Annotated in this window: 15 protein-coding genes; 4 read left to right on the forward strand and 11 right to left on the reverse strand. The window is 42.4% G+C overall.

Annotation, left to right across the window (positions count from 1 at the left end; all coding sequences use genetic code 11):
• The first annotated feature begins 94 nt into the window (after positions 1-94).
• Positions 95-2032, forward strand: coding sequence for a molybdopterin biosynthesis protein (locus tag HQK88_10025; GenBank protein ID MBF0617134.1), 1938 nt, complete (start codon positions 95-97; stop codon positions 2030-2032).
• A 27-nt stretch (positions 2033-2059) separates the two neighbouring features.
• Here the strand turns inward: HQK88_10025 and HQK88_10030 are convergent, their stop codons facing one another.
• The 5 genes from HQK88_10030 to HQK88_10050 form a co-directional block, all read right to left on the reverse strand.
• Positions 2060-5224: an efflux RND transporter permease subunit gene (locus HQK88_10030; GenBank protein ID MBF0617135.1), complete on the reverse strand. Its 3165-nt coding sequence runs from the start codon at positions 5222-5224 to the stop codon at positions 2060-2062.
• 22 nt (positions 5225-5246) lie between these two features.
• The gene (locus HQK88_10035) at positions 5247-6371 is read right to left on the reverse strand and encodes an efflux RND transporter periplasmic adaptor subunit (protein MBF0617136.1); all 1125 of its coding nucleotides are present in this window, start codon (positions 6369-6371) and stop codon (positions 5247-5249) included.
• The gene (locus HQK88_10040; protein MBF0617137.1) at positions 6368-7645 is read right to left on the reverse strand and encodes a TolC family protein; all 1278 of its coding nucleotides are present in this window, start codon (positions 7643-7645) and stop codon (positions 6368-6370) included. The genes HQK88_10035 and HQK88_10040 overlap by 4 nt, the downstream gene beginning before the upstream one ends.
• The gene (locus tag HQK88_10045; protein MBF0617138.1) at positions 7635-8051 is read right to left on the reverse strand and encodes a FixH family protein; all 417 of its coding nucleotides are present in this window, start codon (positions 8049-8051) and stop codon (positions 7635-7637) included. Before HQK88_10045 ends, HQK88_10040 begins: the two co-directional genes overlap by 11 nt.
• 119 nt (positions 8052-8170) lie before the next feature.
• The gene (locus HQK88_10050) at positions 8171-8836 is read right to left on the reverse strand and encodes a cation transporter (protein ID MBF0617139.1); all 666 of its coding nucleotides are present in this window, start codon (positions 8834-8836) and stop codon (positions 8171-8173) included.
• Positions 8837-8889: 53 nt separating this feature from the next.
• Here HQK88_10050 and crcB point away from each other — a divergent pair, with 53 nt between their 5' ends.
• From crcB to HQK88_10065, 3 genes are read left to right on the forward strand one after another with little or no spacing between them, the layout of a single operon-like run.
• Entirely contained in the window at positions 8890-9279 is a 390-nt protein-coding gene (gene crcB / locus HQK88_10055; protein ID MBF0617140.1) for a fluoride efflux transporter CrcB, read from the forward strand.
• A gap of 8 nt (positions 9280-9287) precedes the next feature.
• Positions 9288-9989, forward strand: coding sequence for a DUF190 domain-containing protein (locus HQK88_10060; GenBank protein MBF0617141.1), 702 nt, complete (start codon positions 9288-9290; stop codon positions 9987-9989).
• Between the two features lie 6 nt (positions 9990-9995).
• The gene (locus HQK88_10065; protein ID MBF0617142.1) at positions 9996-11576 is read left to right on the forward strand and encodes a response regulator; all 1581 of its coding nucleotides are present in this window, start codon (positions 9996-9998) and stop codon (positions 11574-11576) included.
• On the opposite strand, the gene HQK88_10070 is transcribed toward HQK88_10065, so the two are convergent.
• The 6 genes from HQK88_10070 to HQK88_10095 all read right to left on the reverse strand — a co-directional run.
• Positions 11553-12419 (reverse strand): cyclic nucleotide-binding domain-containing protein, encoded by an 867-nt coding sequence (locus HQK88_10070; GenBank protein MBF0617143.1) that lies wholly within the window; start codon positions 12417-12419, stop codon positions 11553-11555. The genes HQK88_10065 and HQK88_10070 overlap by 24 nt on opposite strands.
• Positions 12420-12511: 92 nt before the next feature.
• Positions 12512-13645 (reverse strand): transaldolase, encoded by a 1134-nt coding sequence (gene tal, locus HQK88_10075; GenBank protein ID MBF0617144.1) that lies wholly within the window; start codon positions 13643-13645, stop codon positions 12512-12514.
• A gap of 53 nt (positions 13646-13698) precedes the next feature.
• Positions 13699-15078: a glycosyltransferase family 39 protein gene (locus tag HQK88_10080; GenBank protein ID MBF0617145.1), complete on the reverse strand. Its 1380-nt coding sequence runs from the start codon at positions 15076-15078 to the stop codon at positions 13699-13701.
• Positions 15079-15783, reverse strand: coding sequence for a glycosyltransferase family 2 protein (locus HQK88_10085; GenBank protein ID MBF0617146.1), 705 nt, complete (start codon positions 15781-15783; stop codon positions 15079-15081). It abuts the gene before it with no gap.
• A 93-nt stretch (positions 15784-15876) separates the two neighbouring features.
• Entirely contained in the window at positions 15877-17466 is a 1590-nt protein-coding gene (locus HQK88_10090) for a hypothetical protein (GenBank protein MBF0617147.1), read from the reverse strand.
• Positions 17463-18454: hypothetical protein (locus HQK88_10095; GenBank protein ID MBF0617148.1), on the reverse strand; the 992-nt coding region annotated here is incomplete at its 5' end. The genes HQK88_10090 and HQK88_10095, both read right to left, overlap by 4 nt.

An 18454-nucleotide genomic window follows, 5' to 3' on the forward strand; every position in this document is an offset into this window, starting at 1 on the left:
AATATGCTATATAGATAAGCTGTCCTGGTTCAGACTGAATTGGACAAATCCCTGAAAGAGTTAGTATATTAAGAAAAAGACATGGGAGCTGGTTATGAAAAGAAGCATCTATATTGACAGTATTGCGCTTGATGAGGCTCAAAATAAATGGTCAAAAGCTATTAAAGAAAAAGGGCTTGACCACCCTCTGGGTTCAGAACTCATAAGTACAACTATTGCCTGTGGTGCTATTACTGCGGAGGCGCTTCCAGCTAAATGTTCGTCCCCCTCTTTTCACTCCTCAGCAATGGATGGCTATGCGGTAAGATTTGAGGAAACATTTGGCGCCAAAGAAACTAATCCCTTACTATTAAAAGTACCCGATGCGGCAGTCTATATAAACACCGGAGAGCCGATTCCAGAGACATTTAACGCTGTTATCATGATTGAGGACATAAACATGGTAACTAATGACAATGAGGACTTTATCGAGATAATCGCTCCTGTAACGCCTTATAAAAATGTAAGAGTGACAGGTGAGGACATTGTGGCAACGGAGCTAATACTGCCTGAAAACCACCGGATACGGCCAATGGATGTTGGAGCGCTGCTTGCGGGGGGTTACACAGAGGTTCCTGTGCGAAAGAAACCAGTCGTAGCCATAATCCCTACCGGTAACGAACTTGTGCCCCCGGATGTTATCCCTGCGCATGGACAGGTGGTGGATTCCAATTCGGTTATGATAAAGGCGATGACAGAGGAGCTTGGCGCTCTCGGTGTGCGATATGACATAGTGCGGGATAACCTATCAGAGCTTAAAGCCGCAATTCTGAAAGGAGTTGAGGAGACCGACATTGTGCTTGTCATAGCAGGCTCATCTGCCGGTAAACGGGATTTCACGAAATTAGCATTAGCCGAACTAGGTGAGGTCATAGTGCATGGGGTTAATATAAAGCCCGGCAGACCACTTCTATTAGGTTTTGCCAATGGCAAACCGGTCATAGGGATTCCCGGCTTTCCGGTCAGCACTTATATAACGTTTAATCTGTTCGTAAAACCGATGATTCTTACGTGGCTTGGAGCTTCAGAAAATGCGGTTGACTCTATAACGGCTGTTAACTCACGTAACATCAGCTCCACCATTGGGCAGGAGGAATTTGTCCGTGTAAAGGTCGGTATGGTGTCGGAGGAGTTTATAGCGACCCCGCTAAGCCGTGGAGCCGGGTCGTTGATGTCTTTAGTTCGGGCGGATGGCATTCTAAGAATACCGGCAATGAGTGAGGGAGTTGGGGCAGGCACAAAGGTTGATATCGAGTTGATTACAACAGTCTCTGAGATAATGGACACGATAGTTTGTATCGGCTCTCATGACAACACACTGGATGTTTTGTTTAATCTGCTAAGGAAACGCAGCACGGGCTATTCGTTATCATCGGCACATGTTGGCTCAATGGGTGGCATAATGGCGATAAAGCGAGGTGAGGCTCACATTGCGGGGACTCATCTTCTGGATGAAGCATCGGCAACCTACAATGTGCCGTTTATAGAGAGATTTCTTGCCGGAGAGGATGTGATTTTAATTAACCTTGTTCACAGAGAACAGGGGCTTATAGTAAAGCGGGGCAATCCAAAGGGGATAACAGCAATCAGCGACCTTAAGCGCCCTGACATTACATTTATAAACCGGCAGGCAGGCACAGGCACACGGCTCTTAACCGATAAGTGTCTCATAGAGGCTGGAATTTCAGCAGATATGTTAAAAGGCTATGACCGCATTGAATATACTCACATGGCAGTAGCATCGGCAGTAGCCTCAGGGGTAGCCGATACCGGAATGGGGATATTGTCGGCAGCTGTTGCGCTTAATCTTGATTTTATACCAGTTACGCAGGAAAGGTACGATTTTCTGATGAAAAAAGAGTCATATAAACTACCCATGGTTGAAGAGTTGCTTGATATAATCAGAAATGATGCGCAATTCAGAGAAATCACCACAAAAATGGGCGGCTACGACATGTCACAAACCGGCAAGGTTATGTACTGTAATTTTTAGCGCAATGGGGTGACACTCCTGTCAAAATTAACTTTTCCAGATAGAGTATATAGCCGGATAAATTATTAATTCAAGAATAGTTGAAGTGACGACTCCTCCGACCATAGGGGCAGCGATTGTTTTCATTACATCAGAGCCAGCACCTGTGCTAAATAGTACAGGTATAAGCCCGGCAAGAATAACACTTACTGTCATAATTTTTGGGCGGATGCGTTTAACCGCTCCGTACATTATACACTCTCTCAGGTCTTCAGCCGTATTAAGCCTGCCCTCTTTTTCCCACTTATCGTGGGCAAGGTCAAGGTACAGAAGCATTACAACTCCGGTTTCGGCGTCAAGCCCGGCAAGGGCTATCATCCCAACCCACACTGCTATGCTCATGTTGATATTCAAAAGATACAGCAGCCAAAACGAGCCAACAAGAGAAAACGGCACCGCTAAGAGCACTATAAATGTTTTTACCACTGATTGTGTATTAAAGTAAATCAAAACAAATATGATAAACACAGTTAGTGGAATCACTGTCTTCAGCCGTTCGAAAGTTTTTACAAGATATTCATACTCGCCACTCCACTTCAGACGATATCCGGACGGTATCTTCACAGCTTTTGCTTTTTCTTTGGCCTTTTCCACGTATCCGCCAACGTCAGAACCTGAGTAATCTATATAGACGTAGGAAACAAGAAGTCCCTCCTCACTTTTAATATTGGTTGGCCCTTTAACGATTTCAATATCAGCAAGCTCACTCATAGGAACCCTTAAGAGTCCGGCAGATTCTGTAACGGTAGTGCCTCCCATTCCTTGCGATGAGAGATTTCTTTTTTGCGGCATCATGACGGGAACAAACACCCGCCCAAGGTCATCAATGCTCTGGCGAAGGTCTCTAAAATACCGCACATTGACCGGATACCGCTCCCTTCCCTCAACCGTGGTTGTTACATTCATGCCGCCTATGGCAGTTTGAATTACCTCCTCCACGTCCTCTACCGTTAAGCCGTATCTGGCGGCAGCCTCTCGTTTAACTTTAAAGTCCAGAAAATAACCAGTCATTACCCTCTCGGCGTACACGCTCCGTGTGCCTGGGAGATCCTTTATTGCCTTTTCGAGGTCGAGTCCGATTTGTTCAATTTGCTCAAGCTTTGGCCCCAGCACTTTAATTCCCACTGTCGTTCGAATCCCCGTGGCCAGCATATCAATCCGCGCCTTAATTGGCATCGTAAAGGAGTTTGACACGCCGGGAATTGAAAGCGCCGAATTCATTTCGTTTTTTATCCCCTCTACTGTCATTCCTTTTCGCCACTGTGATTCCGGTTTAAGGTTAACCACTGTTTCAAACATCTCAACCGGCGCAGGATCGGTTGCGGTCTCAGCTCGCCCGGCCTTGCCAAACACCTGCGCCACCTCTGGGATTGACTTTATTATCCTGTCCTGAAGTTTAATGAGTTTGGCTGATTCTGAAATTGACAACCCCGGCACTGTTACCGGCATGTAAAACAATGTCCCTTCATACAGTGGCGGCATAAACTGAGTTCCCAGTTTTTTATATGGATAGATGGTTAGTACCATTAAAATAACTGCCGCTACGATGACTGATTTTCTGTGTTTTAGTGAAAACCCTGCTACCGGCTCATATATCTTATGAAGCAGCGAGTTAAGTGGATTTTTCTCCTCAGGGCGAATCTTACCTCTGATGAGTAATGTCATAAGAACAGGAGTAAGCGTTACCGCTAAAAACGAGGAAAACAGCATCGCAAACGTTTTAGTGTATGCAAGGGGTTTAAATAATCTGCCAGCTTGATCTTGTAAAGTAAAGACCGGTAAGAATCCCACAGTTATTACAAGTAAAGAGAAAAAAAGCGACGGGCCTACCTCTTTGGCTGCTTCTAATACGACTTCAAATCTGCTTCCCTCTGAGCCATGCGATTCCCACTCATCAAGCTTTTTGTGGGCGTTTTCCACCATTATAATGGAGGCATCCACCATTGCACCTATGGCTATAGCTATTCCGCTTAGACTCATTATGTTTGACGTAACACCAATATAATACATAGCAATGAAAGACATTATTATGGCTACAGGCAGTGTTAGAATCACAACAAGTGCGCTTGGCAAATGAAACAGAAACACTATGCAGACAACGCTCACAGCTATGGATAGCTTTATGATTTCATCCTTAAGCGTATCAATAGCCCTGTTAATGAGCTCAGAGCGGTCATAGGTGACAACAAGTTTAACCCCTTCAGGCAAACTTGGTGCAATATCATTTTTGATTTTTTCTTTAACCCGCTCTATAACGTTTAAGACGTTTTCACCAAAACGCACCACTACGATGCCTGCGGCAGTTTCCCCTTTACCGTCTAGTTCTGCCAAACCGCGGCGAATCTCCGGGCCCAGCCTCACCGACCCTATATCTCTGACATAAACCGGAGTGCCGTTTCCATTTGTACCTACCGGAATGTCTTCAATATCTTTTACGTTTTTAATATAACCGCGTCCTCTTACCATGTACTCAGCCCCGGAGTACTCCACTACACGTCCCTCAACGTCCCTGTTACTTTTCCTTATTGCCTCCATAACTTTATTTAGCGGAAGGTTATAGGCCAATAGCCGGTTAGGGTCAATGCTTACCTGATACTGCTTAACAAAACCACCAACACTTGCCACCTGAGACACTCCGGGCACACTTTCTATGGCAAGTTTAATGTTATAGTCTTGCATGGAGCGAAGTTCGGCAAGATTGTGTTTACCTGAGCCATCAACTAAAGCGTAAGAAAATCCCCAGCCAAGACTTGTAGCGTCAGGGCCTAAAATTGGATTAACATCCTGCGGCAGCTTGCTCCTTACAGTTTGCAGGTACTCAAGTACGCGGCTCCGTGCCCAGTAAATATCCGTACCCTCTTCAAATATCACATATATAAAGGAGCTTCCCAAAAAAGAGTATCCGCGCACGGCTGTAACCTTTGGGGCGGCAAGCAGAGTGGATGTTATCGGGTATGTGACCTGATCCTCTACAAGGTCTGGGCTTCTGCCGCTCCAGTCTGTGTAAATGATCACCTGTGTGTCGCTTAAGTCGGGGATTGCATCCAAAGGAGTACGCTCAAGCGCCCACACGCCCCATATAATCAAAAATGTTACGAGCAGGAAGATGACAAACTTGTTGCGTCCGCTGAAATCAATTATCTTTGCAATCATTTCATTCCGAAGCGGGTTTGGGTCACTTCCCAACACCTTTCAGTTGAGCCTCAGAGTCAATAAGGAATGCGGCCCCGGAGGCAACACGGTCACCGAGCTTCAGTCCCGCAGTGATTTCCACCATTGCATCAGCCTTGATTCCAACTTTAACAATGCGGGGGGCGTAGTTACCCTCTCCCTTATCCACAAATACCACCTGCCGCTTACCGGTATCAAGGACGGCATCCTCCGGCACCGACAAACGCTCTCCCAGATTTATCGCAAGCTCAACACCAGCGTACATTTGAGGCTTAAGAAGCCCATCCGGATTTTTTATAACAAACCGCACCTTAGCCGTCCGCGTATCTGCCGATATGCCAGGGTAAATGTAGTCAAGTTTAGACTTTATCACCTTGCCGGGAAATGAACTCATCGTTATATCAGCAGTTTGACCGGCTTTAATGAACGGGAGTTCATTTTCGTAAATATCCGCAATAAGCCACAGGGTGGAAAGGTCTGCAACATCAAAGAATTTCTCACCGGGCATCACCTTCATTCCCTGCACAACCCGCTTCTCTGTAACAAAGCCGCTAACCGGACTAAAGATTGTTACTGTTTTAGTGACCTGTCCCTTTTCCTGAAGTTTTTTAATCTGGGCATCTGTTATATCCCAAAACTTAAGCCTCATTTTGGCAGCCGCCACTATTGAGTCAGTGTCTTTGGCAAGCATATCTGAGTATGAAGATTGTGTGGAATTAGTGGTGTTATTTGAGCCATGTGTGTTTTTGGCCCATCTCAAAAGGTTTAAAAACTCTTGTTGAGTGGCTACAAGTTCGGGGCTGTAGATTTCCGCCATTGGCTCACCTTTTTTGACATACCGTCCGGTGTAATCCACGTAGAGCTTCTCTATCCAGCCCTCGGTTTTGGTATTAACCGTGGCAAGCCTCTGTTGGTCATACTCCATCGTGCCGACGGTTCTTATGGTTTTTGTAAATTGTTTCTTTTTGGCCTCCACCACTTTTACGCCTATAAGCTGCCGCTGAGAGTCAGTAATCTCTATTGTTGACTCATCGGTATCTGCCGCTGTTTGGTTGTCTGCCGCACTAAGGGTTATAGGCAGAAATAACTCAAGAATAAGAAAAATTGAAAGAATAAGATTTTTTTTCATTTTATTTGCTCCACTTTTGCCGCATCAGAGGGAAGACTATTAGCCGCCACAAGGGACTCTATTTGAGCAATGGCTTTTTCTCTGTCTGTATATTGTTTGTCACAGAGGATTTCGTAGTCAAGAAGTGACTTTAACCTTGTTATGACAGAAAGAGCATCGCTTTTACCCGAAATGTAGCTGCTTAAAAAAAGTTCAAACTCCTGGTATGTCTTAGGTATAAGCACGTTTTGGTACAGGTCAATGAGGGACTCGGAGGATTTAACCATTGAAAGAAACTCTCTAAGCCCGGATGCAACCATGTACTTATATGCGTCAACCTCATGCGATGTGTTTTCTGCCTCGGAGCGTGCCTGCATAACGGCCATATCCTGTTTTTTCTTGTAGAAAATCGGCAGGTTGACAGTTGCCGTAAGAGACCACATATCCTCAAACGGCGGGGTTCTCTTAGCAACCGCTGCATTAACGGTCACATCGGGGTAGTAGTCCTTTTTAGCCAGAGCTATTTTAGTTTTAGCGGCATCCAGCATAATTTGTCTTGCCTTAATTTCCGGGGAGTTATCGTACGCAATCTTTATCAGCTCCTCAAGGGTGTAATTATAGGACGACACGGGTTTTCTGACAGGTTTTCCCAGTGGTGAATTAACCTCCCTGCCCAAAGTCACGTTAAGCATTCCCTCAAGCGACTGGATACGCTGCTTTTCCATTATCTCTTTTTCAAGACTCATGTACTTTTCAGTCTGAGCCATGAGAACATCCTGTTGAGAGCCTACCCCTGAGGAATATCGGGCAAGGGCGGCATCCTCAACCCTTGAAAAAAGAGCCATACGCTTTTCAATTGTTTCAACAAACAGGGTTGAATACAGGAGACTGTAGTAGAGCTCCTTTATTCGGGCAACAGTTCGGAATTTAACGCCGTTAGCAGATTCTTTAACAGATTGGCTTTCCTTTGTCTGCACTTCCTCTTTGAGAGCAAGTTTGCCAGGAAAAGGAAAAGTCTGAGACAGAGAAAACATCCACTGAGAGCCCTGCATCTCCCCAAGCGTGTATCTGTTCCATGATTCGTTTTGATAACCAAACGTGAACATGGGGTCAGGGAGAGCCCCAGACTGCGGGATTTTGAACTCCGCAGTGAAGACCTTTTCATTAGCCATAAGCACTTCGTGGTTTTCAGAGAGCGCCTCTGAGACAAGAGCATTGAGGTCAAGCTCTGCTGAAAACGAAGGGGTAGCTAAAAAAAACAGTATAATCCCTGCAATTGCTGTTTTATTTAGCATCCACATTGTACTTTGCCGACTCTGTTTTGTTGTTTCTGGTTACTTTTACCGCTACGTTCCAGGCCCCTGCCATAGGTAAATTCATTGTTGCAATGAACTCCTCGGCGTTTTGTTTAGCATTAGCTTTGTAGTTCATCGCTGGCATTCCAGGCATAGCTGGCATTGAGTATTCCAATACAACCTTGGCATCTAAAACGTATTTTCCATCGGCATCCTTAATCTCTATGGTGGCTATATTGTCGCCAACCACAGGGTTCTTCTTGTCAAGCTTTAAAGTGACAGCATACGGTCCGGCGTTTGACGTCTGTTTGTAAGTTCTTAAATCTGCCATAGCACCTGTTGATAAAAAAACAAGTGTGACAACAATTGCCAAAACCGTTGTAGTTGCTTTTTTTACTCTGTTCATAATGTGTGTAACCTCCCTTTTTTTAATTTCACTCAATTAGTGAATGTCTATTTTATCACAGACTATGGTGTTTATTATAAAGGTAGATTGTGAATAAATTATGAATTTCTAATTTGTAGTTAACTGCAGCCGTAGGATGAGCACTTGCAAACTCCCTTGTTTTTAGCCTTTTCAAACGCCTCCTTACCCTCTCTAACTGAAAAAACGGCTATGGCTATGGCTCCGATACTATCCAGTCCGGCTATTTTAGTAATCTCATAGCCCACACTTGCCAAAAGGAGCACTATTGAAAGATATATGCACACGCGTGAGCAGGCGGCATCTGATAGTATTGCCTCAGAACCAAGGGCATTGCCAGCTTTAGTCTTGTAACGAATAAGCAAGAGCATTGCAACAATTGAAACAACTGCAACGACTATTCCAACTATTGTGGTCACAGGTTTCTTACCGGTTATAAAGTTATAAACAGAGGTAACGGCAAGTCCGGCTGCTAAAACGTAAAAAGCCCAGCCTGTGATCTTTAAGGCCGTCTTTTCAAAGGCATCCTGTGCTATTTTATTTGTGCTGTTATCGCCTTTCATCCGTATTACCATGTGCCAGATACCTATGCCTGATACTACCTCGGCAAAGGAATCCAGCCCAAAACCAAAAAGTGACATTGTGTCATCATCTAACCCAAAATAAACAGAGACCAGCCCCTCTGCCAAGTTATAAAACACTGTTATCGCAGCAAGCAGATATGCAAGATCCAGCAGCCCCTCTCTGTCTTTTAAAGAAACTTTCACTAAGTTTTATCCCCCTTTATTCTAATTAAAATGCTAAAATATTATAGCAATTTATGACAGATAATGTGTACAAAACTTATTTAATAGTAGGCATGGGCGGGTTTCTTGGGGCCGTTGCCCGTTATGCCATAGGTGGGTGGTTTGGAAAGCGCTGGGGGATTAGCTTTCCATGGGGAACACTTTTCATAAACGTAAGCGGATGTTTCCTTATAGCGTTTCTAATGTCAATTCTTACAGAAAGGTATATGTTTAATCCACATTGGCGGTTATTTCTTGTGGTGGGATTTCTTGGAGCATATACCACATTTTCCACCTTTGAGTATGAAACCGAGCAGTTACTAAAGGGCGGAGAGTTTCTTTACGCCACTTTAAATGTGACATTAAGTGTGGTGGTCGGATTTATTGCCCTGAAATCGGGTGAAACCCTTGCTAAATTTATATAAGGAGTGAGATGATTATAAAAGGACCGGCTAAAAAACTAACTATCTACGTGGATGAAAATGAGAAATACGGAGATAAACCCGTATATGAGACAGTGATAGAGCTTTTTTTAAAGAAAGGAATAAGCGGCGTCACTCTTTTTAAAGGCACCGCAGGTTTTGGCAGAGGAGCGGTGGTGCATTCGTCAAAAATACTTGAACTCTCTGAAAATCTACCCTTAAAAATAGAAGCAATTGATACGCAGGAGGCTATAAACACTGTGCTGCCTGATATATACCTCATTGTTGACAAAGGACTGATTGAAATCAGCGACACTGAGATAGTCAAATGGGAAAAGCGTGCCATTGCCGCTAAAATGCCGGAGGTCAAACGCAGAAGGACCCAATATGATGCAAAAATGCTTCAGATTATGATAAATGAAAATGATAAGTGGCATGGAGAGCCTATGGCCGATGCACTCTTAAAAAGGTTTGCCATGGAGGAAATTACAGGGATAACAGTTTTTAAGGGCATTACCGGATACGGTAGCCACAAGGAGGTACACAAGCACAGGTTTTTTTCGCTGGCTGAAGGACTGCCTGTGCTTCTGATTATCGTTGAAATGGAGGATAAAATAGAAAGAGCACTACAGGCGGTAGATGATATTCTCACAGAGGGGATAGTATCAGTTTGTGACGTAAATGCAATTAGATATTCAATGGAAAGCGCGTAAGGAGCAATGTTTAACAATAGCGGGATATTAGATGAACTATGCGTCCTGTATGTGGAGGATGAGGCGGCTGTAAGGCTCAACGTGGGAGAATCGTTGATGAGACTTTGCCGCAATCTTTATTTGGCGTCAAACGGTAAAGAAGGATTGGATATTTATGTCGCATACCGGCCTGACATTGTGATAACAGACATACGTATGCCGAAGATGAACGGTCTTGCCATGGCAAGGGAGATAAAAAAGCATAATCCTAAGACTCAGATAATAATCACTACTGCTTTTAGTGACACAGACATGCTTATTGAGTCTATAGAGCTTGGTGTGAATCAGTACGTGATAAAACCAATCAACGCTGAAAAACTCCTTGAGAAATTAATCCTGTGTGCAAAGGCAGTATGGACAGACAGAGCGTTTAAGGAAAGCCATGATTTATTTAAAAAACTTTCTGAGGGATCAGCTTTTGGAGTTGCACTACACAGGGAGAAATTTTTGTATGTCAATCCTGCAATGCAAAGCATAACCGGATACAAGCCCTCAGAGCTGTTAAATATGTGCTTGTGGGATGTTATGGGACAGAGGTGGAAGCAGGGGATAAAGGAACAGATGTTTTGGCGGCTCAAAGGCGTGAAGATGCCGCTTGAATATACCGAGATGGAATTAATATCAAAAGACGGAAAGACTAAATGGATAAAACTGCTTACGGATACGGTGGAATACAGGGGAGGGTTTTGCGGCCTTTTAGATATGATTGATATAACAAACGAAAAGCAATATGAAATGGATATTCTGCAGTTAAACAGGACACTTGAGGAGCGTGTAAATGAGGAAATACGAAAACGCTCAGAGCAGGAACTGCTTTTAGTGCAGCAGTCTAAGATGGCTGCAATGGGTGAGATGATAGGTGCAATTGCTCACCAGTGGAGACAGCCGCTTAATGTTATATCCCTCATAATGTATGATCTTCAGGATGCCTTTGCAGATGGCAAACTTGACTCTGACTATATGAATAAGTCAGTGGATGACTCTGTGAATCAGATAGATTTTATGTCAAAAGCAATTGAAGCTTTCAGGAATTTTCTGAAGCCATCTAAGAAAAAAGAACTTTTCAATCTCGTCCAGTCAATCAATGATACTCTCCTGCTTTTTGGAGCTATGCTAAGCACCGTTGGAATAACAGTGAATCTGAATTTTAATGAAGACGACATAATGGAGGCCGAGGGATTTGCTAACGAGTTTAAGCAGGTGATTTTTAATATAATCAATAACGCCCGTGATGCGATAGAAGGAAATCGTGCTACTACAAACGTCCGCACAAGGGGCAGGATAGATATAACCGGTTGGCGCACAGAGGACAGGGTTATCGTGGAAATAAGCGACAACGGGGGCGGCATCTCACCTGAGGCGTGTTGTAAAGTGTTTGACGCTTACTTCACAACAAAAGAAGACAAAAAGGGTACTGGCATAGGCATGTACATGTCTAAGACAATAATAGAAAGAAATATGGGCGGTAAGCTAACTGCTTCAAACAGAGGGGACGGAGCCGTCTTTACAATAGAATTAAACGCATCACAGGACGGGAGTGCTGGATAAACCGTCTTTAGCATGAGAGGTAAGAACCATCTCTTTGATTTTAGCCGTTGCCCCACGGAGTCTTCTGCTAAAGACATGGGCAAGTTTCTTAAACAGCTTCAGTGTTATAATGTCGTCGTAGCCACCCATGATGCGTTTGTCAAATTCCAGTAAAATCACATCGTCAAAAGCCTTAGCTTTGGCAGAGCGCGGCTGGCCGTCCAAAATGGCCATCTCTCCAAAGCAGCTTCCCCTTTTAAGCCTTGCAAGGGTCTCTTCACGTTTTTTACCGATTTTCTTTGAAATGCTTACAACACCATCCACTATTACGTAAAACCTGTCACCGGGCTGCCCTTCGTCAAAAATTAAATCACCCTCGGCATATTTTCTGCATTTTGAAATTCTTAAAAGAGTCATTAGCTCCTCGTCGGTGAGAAAGGAAAAAAAATCGAGGTCACGAATTTTTCTGACAGTCTTGGTTATCGCCATGGGGACACTTCTGATTGCATCATCTAACGCTTTTTTTACATCTTCAATCTGATACGGGTACTGTAAAACAGCACTGACCCCCTCTTTGTACATTCTTTTGAGGTCGGAGGCCTCCATTTCAGAGTCTATAAGCAGAATGACTCTTATGTTGTAGCGTTCCCTTAGCTCTTTGAAAAAGTTCTCTTCATACGTGCTGACAGTGAAATAATCAGCCATGAGTATTTCGTAAGGTTCTTGTTTCAGAATATTAAAAACACTTAGTGGTTTTGTTACGCCAGAGACCTGAGGATAGCCCATATAGTTAAGAGTTCCCTTGGCAAAATCAAGGCCTCGCTGGTCATGAATTAACACCAGAATCTTTAATTCGCCACCCATGTGGTAATTGTAAATTATCTGAGGTTAAATGTCAAATAAGCAATTTCCGTTAAAGACAACATCTTAGCCTCTTCTCATAGCTTCAAAACAATCTACAAGACAGATTTCTTATCCTCTATGAGCTCAAGGATGGAATTAAAGGCCTCGACAAACAGGCGCACTCCGTCCTCTTCAAGCGCATTGGTAACAACATCGAGGTTGATATTTAAATCGCTCATATCGTCAAGAACTGCCGAGGCCTCATCGAGTTCCTTATCAACAGTTCTTTGCACTTTGCCATGGTCTTTAAAGGCAATCACAGTTTCATGAGGCATAGTGTTTACGGTCTGAGGGCCTATTAGTGAATCAACATAGAGACAGTCGCTGTAAGCCGGGTTTTTTGTGCTTGTGCTTGCCCAAAGGAGTCTTTGAATACGGGCACCGCGTGGTTTTAGCGCTAAAAACCTCTCCGTCGAAAACAAGGCCACCATTGACTGATAGGCGCTTTTGGCATAAGCAACCGCTGCTTTTCCCTTAAGGGATTCTATCCACTGTTTTTCGTCAGGGTTGGTGGTAGCATTAATGCGTGCGTCAAATATTTTATCAATAGCGGTGTCTATTCTGCTTATGAAAAAACTTGCAACCGATGCCGTGTTCACTATGCTGCCCCCCCTTTTTACAGACTCCTCAAGTCCCTCGATGTAGGCTATAGCAGCATCCTCGTATCGCTTGACCGAAAAAAGCAGGGTAACATTTACATTTACCCCTTGTGCCGTAAGCTCTCTTACCGCTTCAACTCCCTCTTTTGTAGCCGGCACCTTTATCATTATGTTTGGTTTGTTAATGCGTTTAAACAAATCCAGCGCCTCAGAGATTGTGGTCTGTGTGTTGCTGGCGTAATTTGGGTCAACCTCTATGCTTACGTAACCATCCAACCCTTTGCTTGCCTCATACACCGGATACAGCACAGATGCGGCATCAACGATGTCTTTAATCTCAAGGCCATAAAATACATCCTTAGGAGTAACCCCGGGCATTTTGAAAAGTTCCGCCATATGCTTGTCATACTCTTTGCCGTTCTTTATGGATTTATAAAAGATGCTCGGATTCGACGTGATTCCTAAAAGACCGTCATTATCTATCATTTCTTTCAACTTTCCAGAGCTTATAAACTCCCTGCTTATGTTATCGTACCAAAAACTCTGTCCGGCTCTTTTTAGTTCAATAAGCGGATTTTCCTTAGCCATTATAAAGACCCCCCATGTTATTTTCTAACTGTTTTTTAACATAAAACATCTGATTATTTCAATGGCTTCGATATTTTAATACGGGTTACTTTTGCTAAAATTAAAGCAACCCCATAGCCTCCTAAAATGGAAACAACCGGCATCACGGGATGCCTGAACCTGCCGTAGCCTGTTACTCCGCCTGAGAGCAACAAAAAGTACGCTAATATTAAAAACATAAAGAGGTTGGCAGGGTCGGTTTTTTTAATATTTATTGCAGCCATAGCCATAAGCAAATAATATAAAACCAGCAACAGGCCAAATAACACATTAAGAGTAAACAGAAGAGGCGCTTGAAGCAGAGCTTCTTTGAAAACCTGTAGGAAAGAGGAATCCAGCGTGCCGTCAAAAATATCCGTTTTTCCCTTATAGCTTAGCAGTTGTGCGTATTCAGTAGCACCGGGGGAAAGTAGCACTGCTGCTATACCTTTTATGTAAGTAACTGCAAATATAGCAGCGTTTTCCTCTATGACGTTGAGTGCCTCTTTGTGCATATAGGCAAGGCTGCCAATAAACCCAAGCTCTTTAACTATATGTTGGAATTTTTTTTCCTCAGCATACTGTACCTGATAGAATGGGAGTTTTTCGTTTTTTGACATTATTGACACCCTGTGGTAGAAATAGAGATTAAAGTCAGAGACTGACGAAAACTGGCTATAGCCGGTTTCTTTAAAATTTCTCAACTGCCACAGGCCAGTAAGTGAAAGTGAAATTAGGAGAAGCAGTATTGTATTTATAAATAAGCGTTTCCTTTCCTGTCGGTTTTTTAAAAATAATAAATATATTCCCAAAAATATAACCGTGGCAGTGGAAAGATAGAGCGACACAGGCCTTATGTACGAACACACCGCAACAAAGATGCCAGCGGCAACGGCATAACGCACAGATGGAGTTTTCAGAAGTTTTACAACATAAAAAAGAAACCACATCAAAGTAAAAGTAAACAGAGTTTCCGTAAGCAAAATCAATGAATAAACAATGGATAGCTGCTCAAAAGCATATAAAATGGAGGCAGCCCTGGCTGCAGTTTCATCTTCAAAGATTATAAGAGCTGTCTTAAAAACAAGATAAACTGTCAATGAACTCAACACAATTTGGATTAGTGCTGTGACAATTTCCACATGGCCGGAGATAAGCCCGGGGATAAGAAAAACCGGATAAGCCGGAGTTCTAAAGACCTCAGGGGTGAGGCCGTTAGTAAATGACCCACTGGAGAGCAATTCTCTCGCCAGTGTCAGGTAAGGGGGGGTATCGGAGCGGGTAAAAACATTTAATGACTCCGCCTTCAAACAAACAAGCAATAAAAAGCCAAGGCGTAAAAAAAACGAAAACAGCACTATACGCCATGGGGCAGCGTTTTTTAATAAACTTTCTACTATTACAGGCTTTTTCAATTAACCGAAGAGGTTGTACCAGATTATACAATATATAGCCTTGATGCCGTCTTTCCAGTTGATTTTTTTGCCCTCTGCATAGGTTCGTCCGTAGTACGATATAGGGACTTCATATATTTTGAGGTTCTTTTTAGCAATCTTTGCGGTAAATTCAGGTTCAAACCCAAAACGGTTTTCGACAAGATTTATGCCGACAAGGACTTCTCTGTTAAATACCTTATAGCAGGTTTCCATGTCAGTCAGGTTAATGTTTGTAAGCATATTTGAAAGTGTGGTAAGAGCCCTGTTACCTATATAGTGCCAGTAGTAGAGCACCCTGTGCGGGCCTCCCAAAAACCTTGAGCCATAAACAACGTCAGCAACACCCTGCTCTATAGGGCTAAGAAGTTTCTGGTACTCATTGGGGTCATATTCCATGTCGGCATCCTGAATTATTATCACATCTCCGGTTGAGGCAGCAAACCCTGTGCGAAGAGCGGCTCCTTTTCCTAAATTCCGATTGTGATATATTACCTTCAAAGAGCCGGTTGCGCCTGATTTATTTTCAGCCTGTTTTAAATATTCCCTTGAACCGTCCATTGAGTAATCATCAACTATGATTATTTCTCTTTCATTATTTCCAATGGGGGCATTTCCAACACGTCTTATTATCTCTTCTATTGTGTTTTTCTCGTTATATATAGGTATTACTATAGATATCTTCAACTAAACCTCCTTAAAACTCACTACCCTGTCACCTGCGGCTTTAGTGGCGACAATAATTATAATAAAATTACTCTGTAAAAGGTCAATAATTCTTTAGTTTGTCGAGTTATTTATTTTGGGTGCCGGGTTTTCATAGTACCTCATCACATAGAGATAAAACTTTTCGCTCTTTACCACACTTTTTGTAAACTGCTTAAGCGGAATCAATCCATATTGTTGAATTTCATAATTTTTTACAGGACTGTTAAATACAAGTAAAACATCAGACTTCACTGAATTCATATATTTCTCAGTGGCCTTTAGCACATCTACTGACTCAGTTCTGTGTTGTGCTTTCCACACGGTAAAGGTACCTGTTCTATCCGTTACCGGGGAGTAAAAAGGTCTGTCAAGATATGCCATAACACCTGTTGCTGCAAAATCCCAGAAACCTGAAACCGGCATGTTTTGCCAATTGTTTTGCTTTATATAGTTTGCAGTTTCCCTGCTTTCTGAAAATTGGTATATGTAATCAAGGGTATTTGCTGTTAATGCAGCAATTACTCCTGCTGAAAAGATCAGAGTTAACAATCGATCTCTGTTTCTCTCAAAAAAAATAAAAAAATTATTTAAAAAAGGATTTATAAATTCTTCTGCCTGGTAGTATTTTGAAATCCACACAGCCGCAACAAAAGCAAAATAGTAATGCCCCTTGTGGCGTAATGAACCCTCAAAGAAAATATAACAAAATGAAGTAACCCCTAAGACACTGCTAATGTAAAAAAGAGCAGGGATTTTTCTCCTGAAAACAATACAAAATGTAAACAAAAGCAAACCCAACGAGATAATCAGTCTTATCATATATCGCATCTCTTTTTCCACAGGCAAATAACTCAGAAAATTCGTAAGCCAAAAAACCATTTCAAATCGTGGCACAGGCACAAAGACATTCCATATCTCTGAAATCTGGTCTGCTATTTTTTCTGGTATGTTAGAAGCAAAGATGACAGGATGATACCAGTAGGAATCAGAGGGAGGTTTTGTCAGAATTATCGAAACAGCAAGGCCTGCAGCAAAAATTAAAATTGATGTGTAAAACTGCCATGATTTATAAAGGGTGAAATTCTTTAAAAGAATGGGTTCAAAATAAGCAGTAATAGCAAGGGCTATTGCCAAGACCATTGACATTGCGTTACATTGGCACATTAGAAATAAAACAGCAGAAAGTAATATATAATTTCTGTGTTTCGAATCTTTCAAGAAATATACAATAAAAAGAAAAAGAAATAAAATCCCAAGAGCATAGTCTCTGCTGATAACAGCATATTCAAAAAAAGGAAAGTAGCCGAAAATGAATAGCCCTCGTAGTAGCTTGTTAAAAGGAGCAAATCTTAGAAATATAAATGCAGAGGCTGTGGCAATAACAATATGAGCCATCTGCATAGCAACCGGATTTCTCGTTATTTTAGTTATTGGAAATAGGATTAAGTGCCATAGCATGGGATGTCCCTGATAGCGTATATTTTTAAAAAGCTCGTGCAAAGAGCCTGCGTCCCTGGCCATCACCCATGCCTCAAGCTCATCCCGCCACATCTCATGGTGAAAAATATTAAAGAGGGTTAAAATAAAGAAAGCAAGGGTAAACATATAGACAAATTTTAAATCGTTATCAGGGACAGCCATACTTTTTTGATTAGAGATCATAGGGGTTCATACCTCATCAAATAGAGATAAAACTTTTCGCTCATCACAATGCTCTGTGTAAAATATTTAATTGGAATCAGTCGGTATCGTCTGATTTCCTGGAAACTTACCGGTTTATTAAACACAAGTAACACATCGGTTTTAACGGTATTTTTATACATTAAAGTGGCTCTCAGTGCATTTTCGTTGACATTTGTTTTTGATTTCCACACGGTGAAAGTGCCTGTTCTGTCAGCCACAGGATAATAAAACGGTCTGTCAAGATATCCTGACACGCCGCTTGCCGCAAAATCCCAATGGCCAGAAACCGGCATATTTTGCCAATTGTTTTGCCTGATAAACGCTGCTGCGTCTTTAGCCTCCGAGAAAGGATATATGTAACCAAGAGTATTGGCTATCAGAGCGCCAAGTACCGCTGCTGAAAATATCAGAGTCAAAAAGCGGTCTTTATTCCTCTCAAAAAAGCTGAAAAACGCATTGTATGAAGGTTTTGAGAATTCCACTAAAGGATAGTAACTGCTAATCCAAAGAGCCGCTACAGAGGCAAAATAATAGTGCCCTCTGTGCCGAAGCGATCCCTCATAGAAAACATAACCAAAGGCCGTAATGCCAGTTATTGCTACCATATAGTAAAACGCGGGGATTTTCCTTCTGAACACTATGCAAAGTGTAAACAATAACAAACCTAACGCTGCAAACAGTCTTAGAACATATCTCAGTTCTCTTTGTACCGGCAAGTAACTTAACACATTAGTCTCCCAAAAGTTCAGCTCTATCCTGGGTATTGGAATAAAAACATTCCATATTTCAGAAATCTGATCCTCTATTCTTGACGGTATGTCAGAGGTAATAATGACCGAATGATACCAGTATGAGTCAGCCGGAGGCTTCATTTGTAATATTGAAAGAACAAGACCTGCCGTAAATATTAAAAATGATGCATAAAACCGCCATGATTTATAAAAAGTAAATTCCTTAAAAAAACAAA

The organism is Nitrospirota bacterium (assembly GCA_015233895.1).
Taxonomy (GTDB): domain Bacteria; phylum Nitrospirota; class Thermodesulfovibrionia; order Thermodesulfovibrionales; family Magnetobacteriaceae; genus Magnetomonas.

Excerpts from the sequence above, each read along its gene's own strand:
- HQK88_10090 (MBF0617147.1), bottom strand. The coding sequence starts at position 17,466 with ATGATCTCTAATCAAAAAAGTATGGCTGTCCCTGATAACGATTTAAAA.
- HQK88_10045 (MBF0617138.1), bottom strand. The coding sequence starts at position 8,051 with ATGAACAGAGTAAAAAAAGCAACTACAACGGTTTTGGCAATTGTTGTC.
- crcB (MBF0617140.1), top strand. The coding sequence starts at position 8,890 with ATGACAGATAATGTGTACAAAACTTATTTAATAGTAGGCATGGGCGGG.
- HQK88_10065 (MBF0617142.1), top strand. The coding sequence starts at position 9,996 with ATGTTTAACAATAGCGGGATATTAGATGAACTATGCGTCCTGTATGTG.
- HQK88_10060 (MBF0617141.1), top strand. The coding sequence starts at position 9,288 with ATGATTATAAAAGGACCGGCTAAAAAACTAACTATCTACGTGGATGAA.
- tal (MBF0617144.1), bottom strand. The coding sequence starts at position 13,645 with ATGGCTAAGGAAAATCCGCTTATTGAACTAAAAAGAGCCGGACAGAGT.
- HQK88_10025 (MBF0617134.1), top strand. The coding sequence starts at position 95 with ATGAAAAGAAGCATCTATATTGACAGTATTGCGCTTGATGAGGCTCAA.
- HQK88_10035 (MBF0617136.1), bottom strand. The coding sequence starts at position 6,371 with ATGAAAAAAAATCTTATTCTTTCAATTTTTCTTATTCTTGAGTTATTT.
- HQK88_10040 (MBF0617137.1), bottom strand. The coding sequence starts at position 7,645 with ATGCTAAATAAAACAGCAATTGCAGGGATTATACTGTTTTTTTTAGCT.
- HQK88_10030 (MBF0617135.1), bottom strand. The coding sequence starts at position 5,224 with ATGATTGCAAAGATAATTGATTTCAGCGGACGCAACAAGTTTGTCATC.
- HQK88_10070 (MBF0617143.1), bottom strand. The coding sequence starts at position 12,419 with ATGGGTGGCGAATTAAAGATTCTGGTGTTAATTCATGACCAGCGAGGC.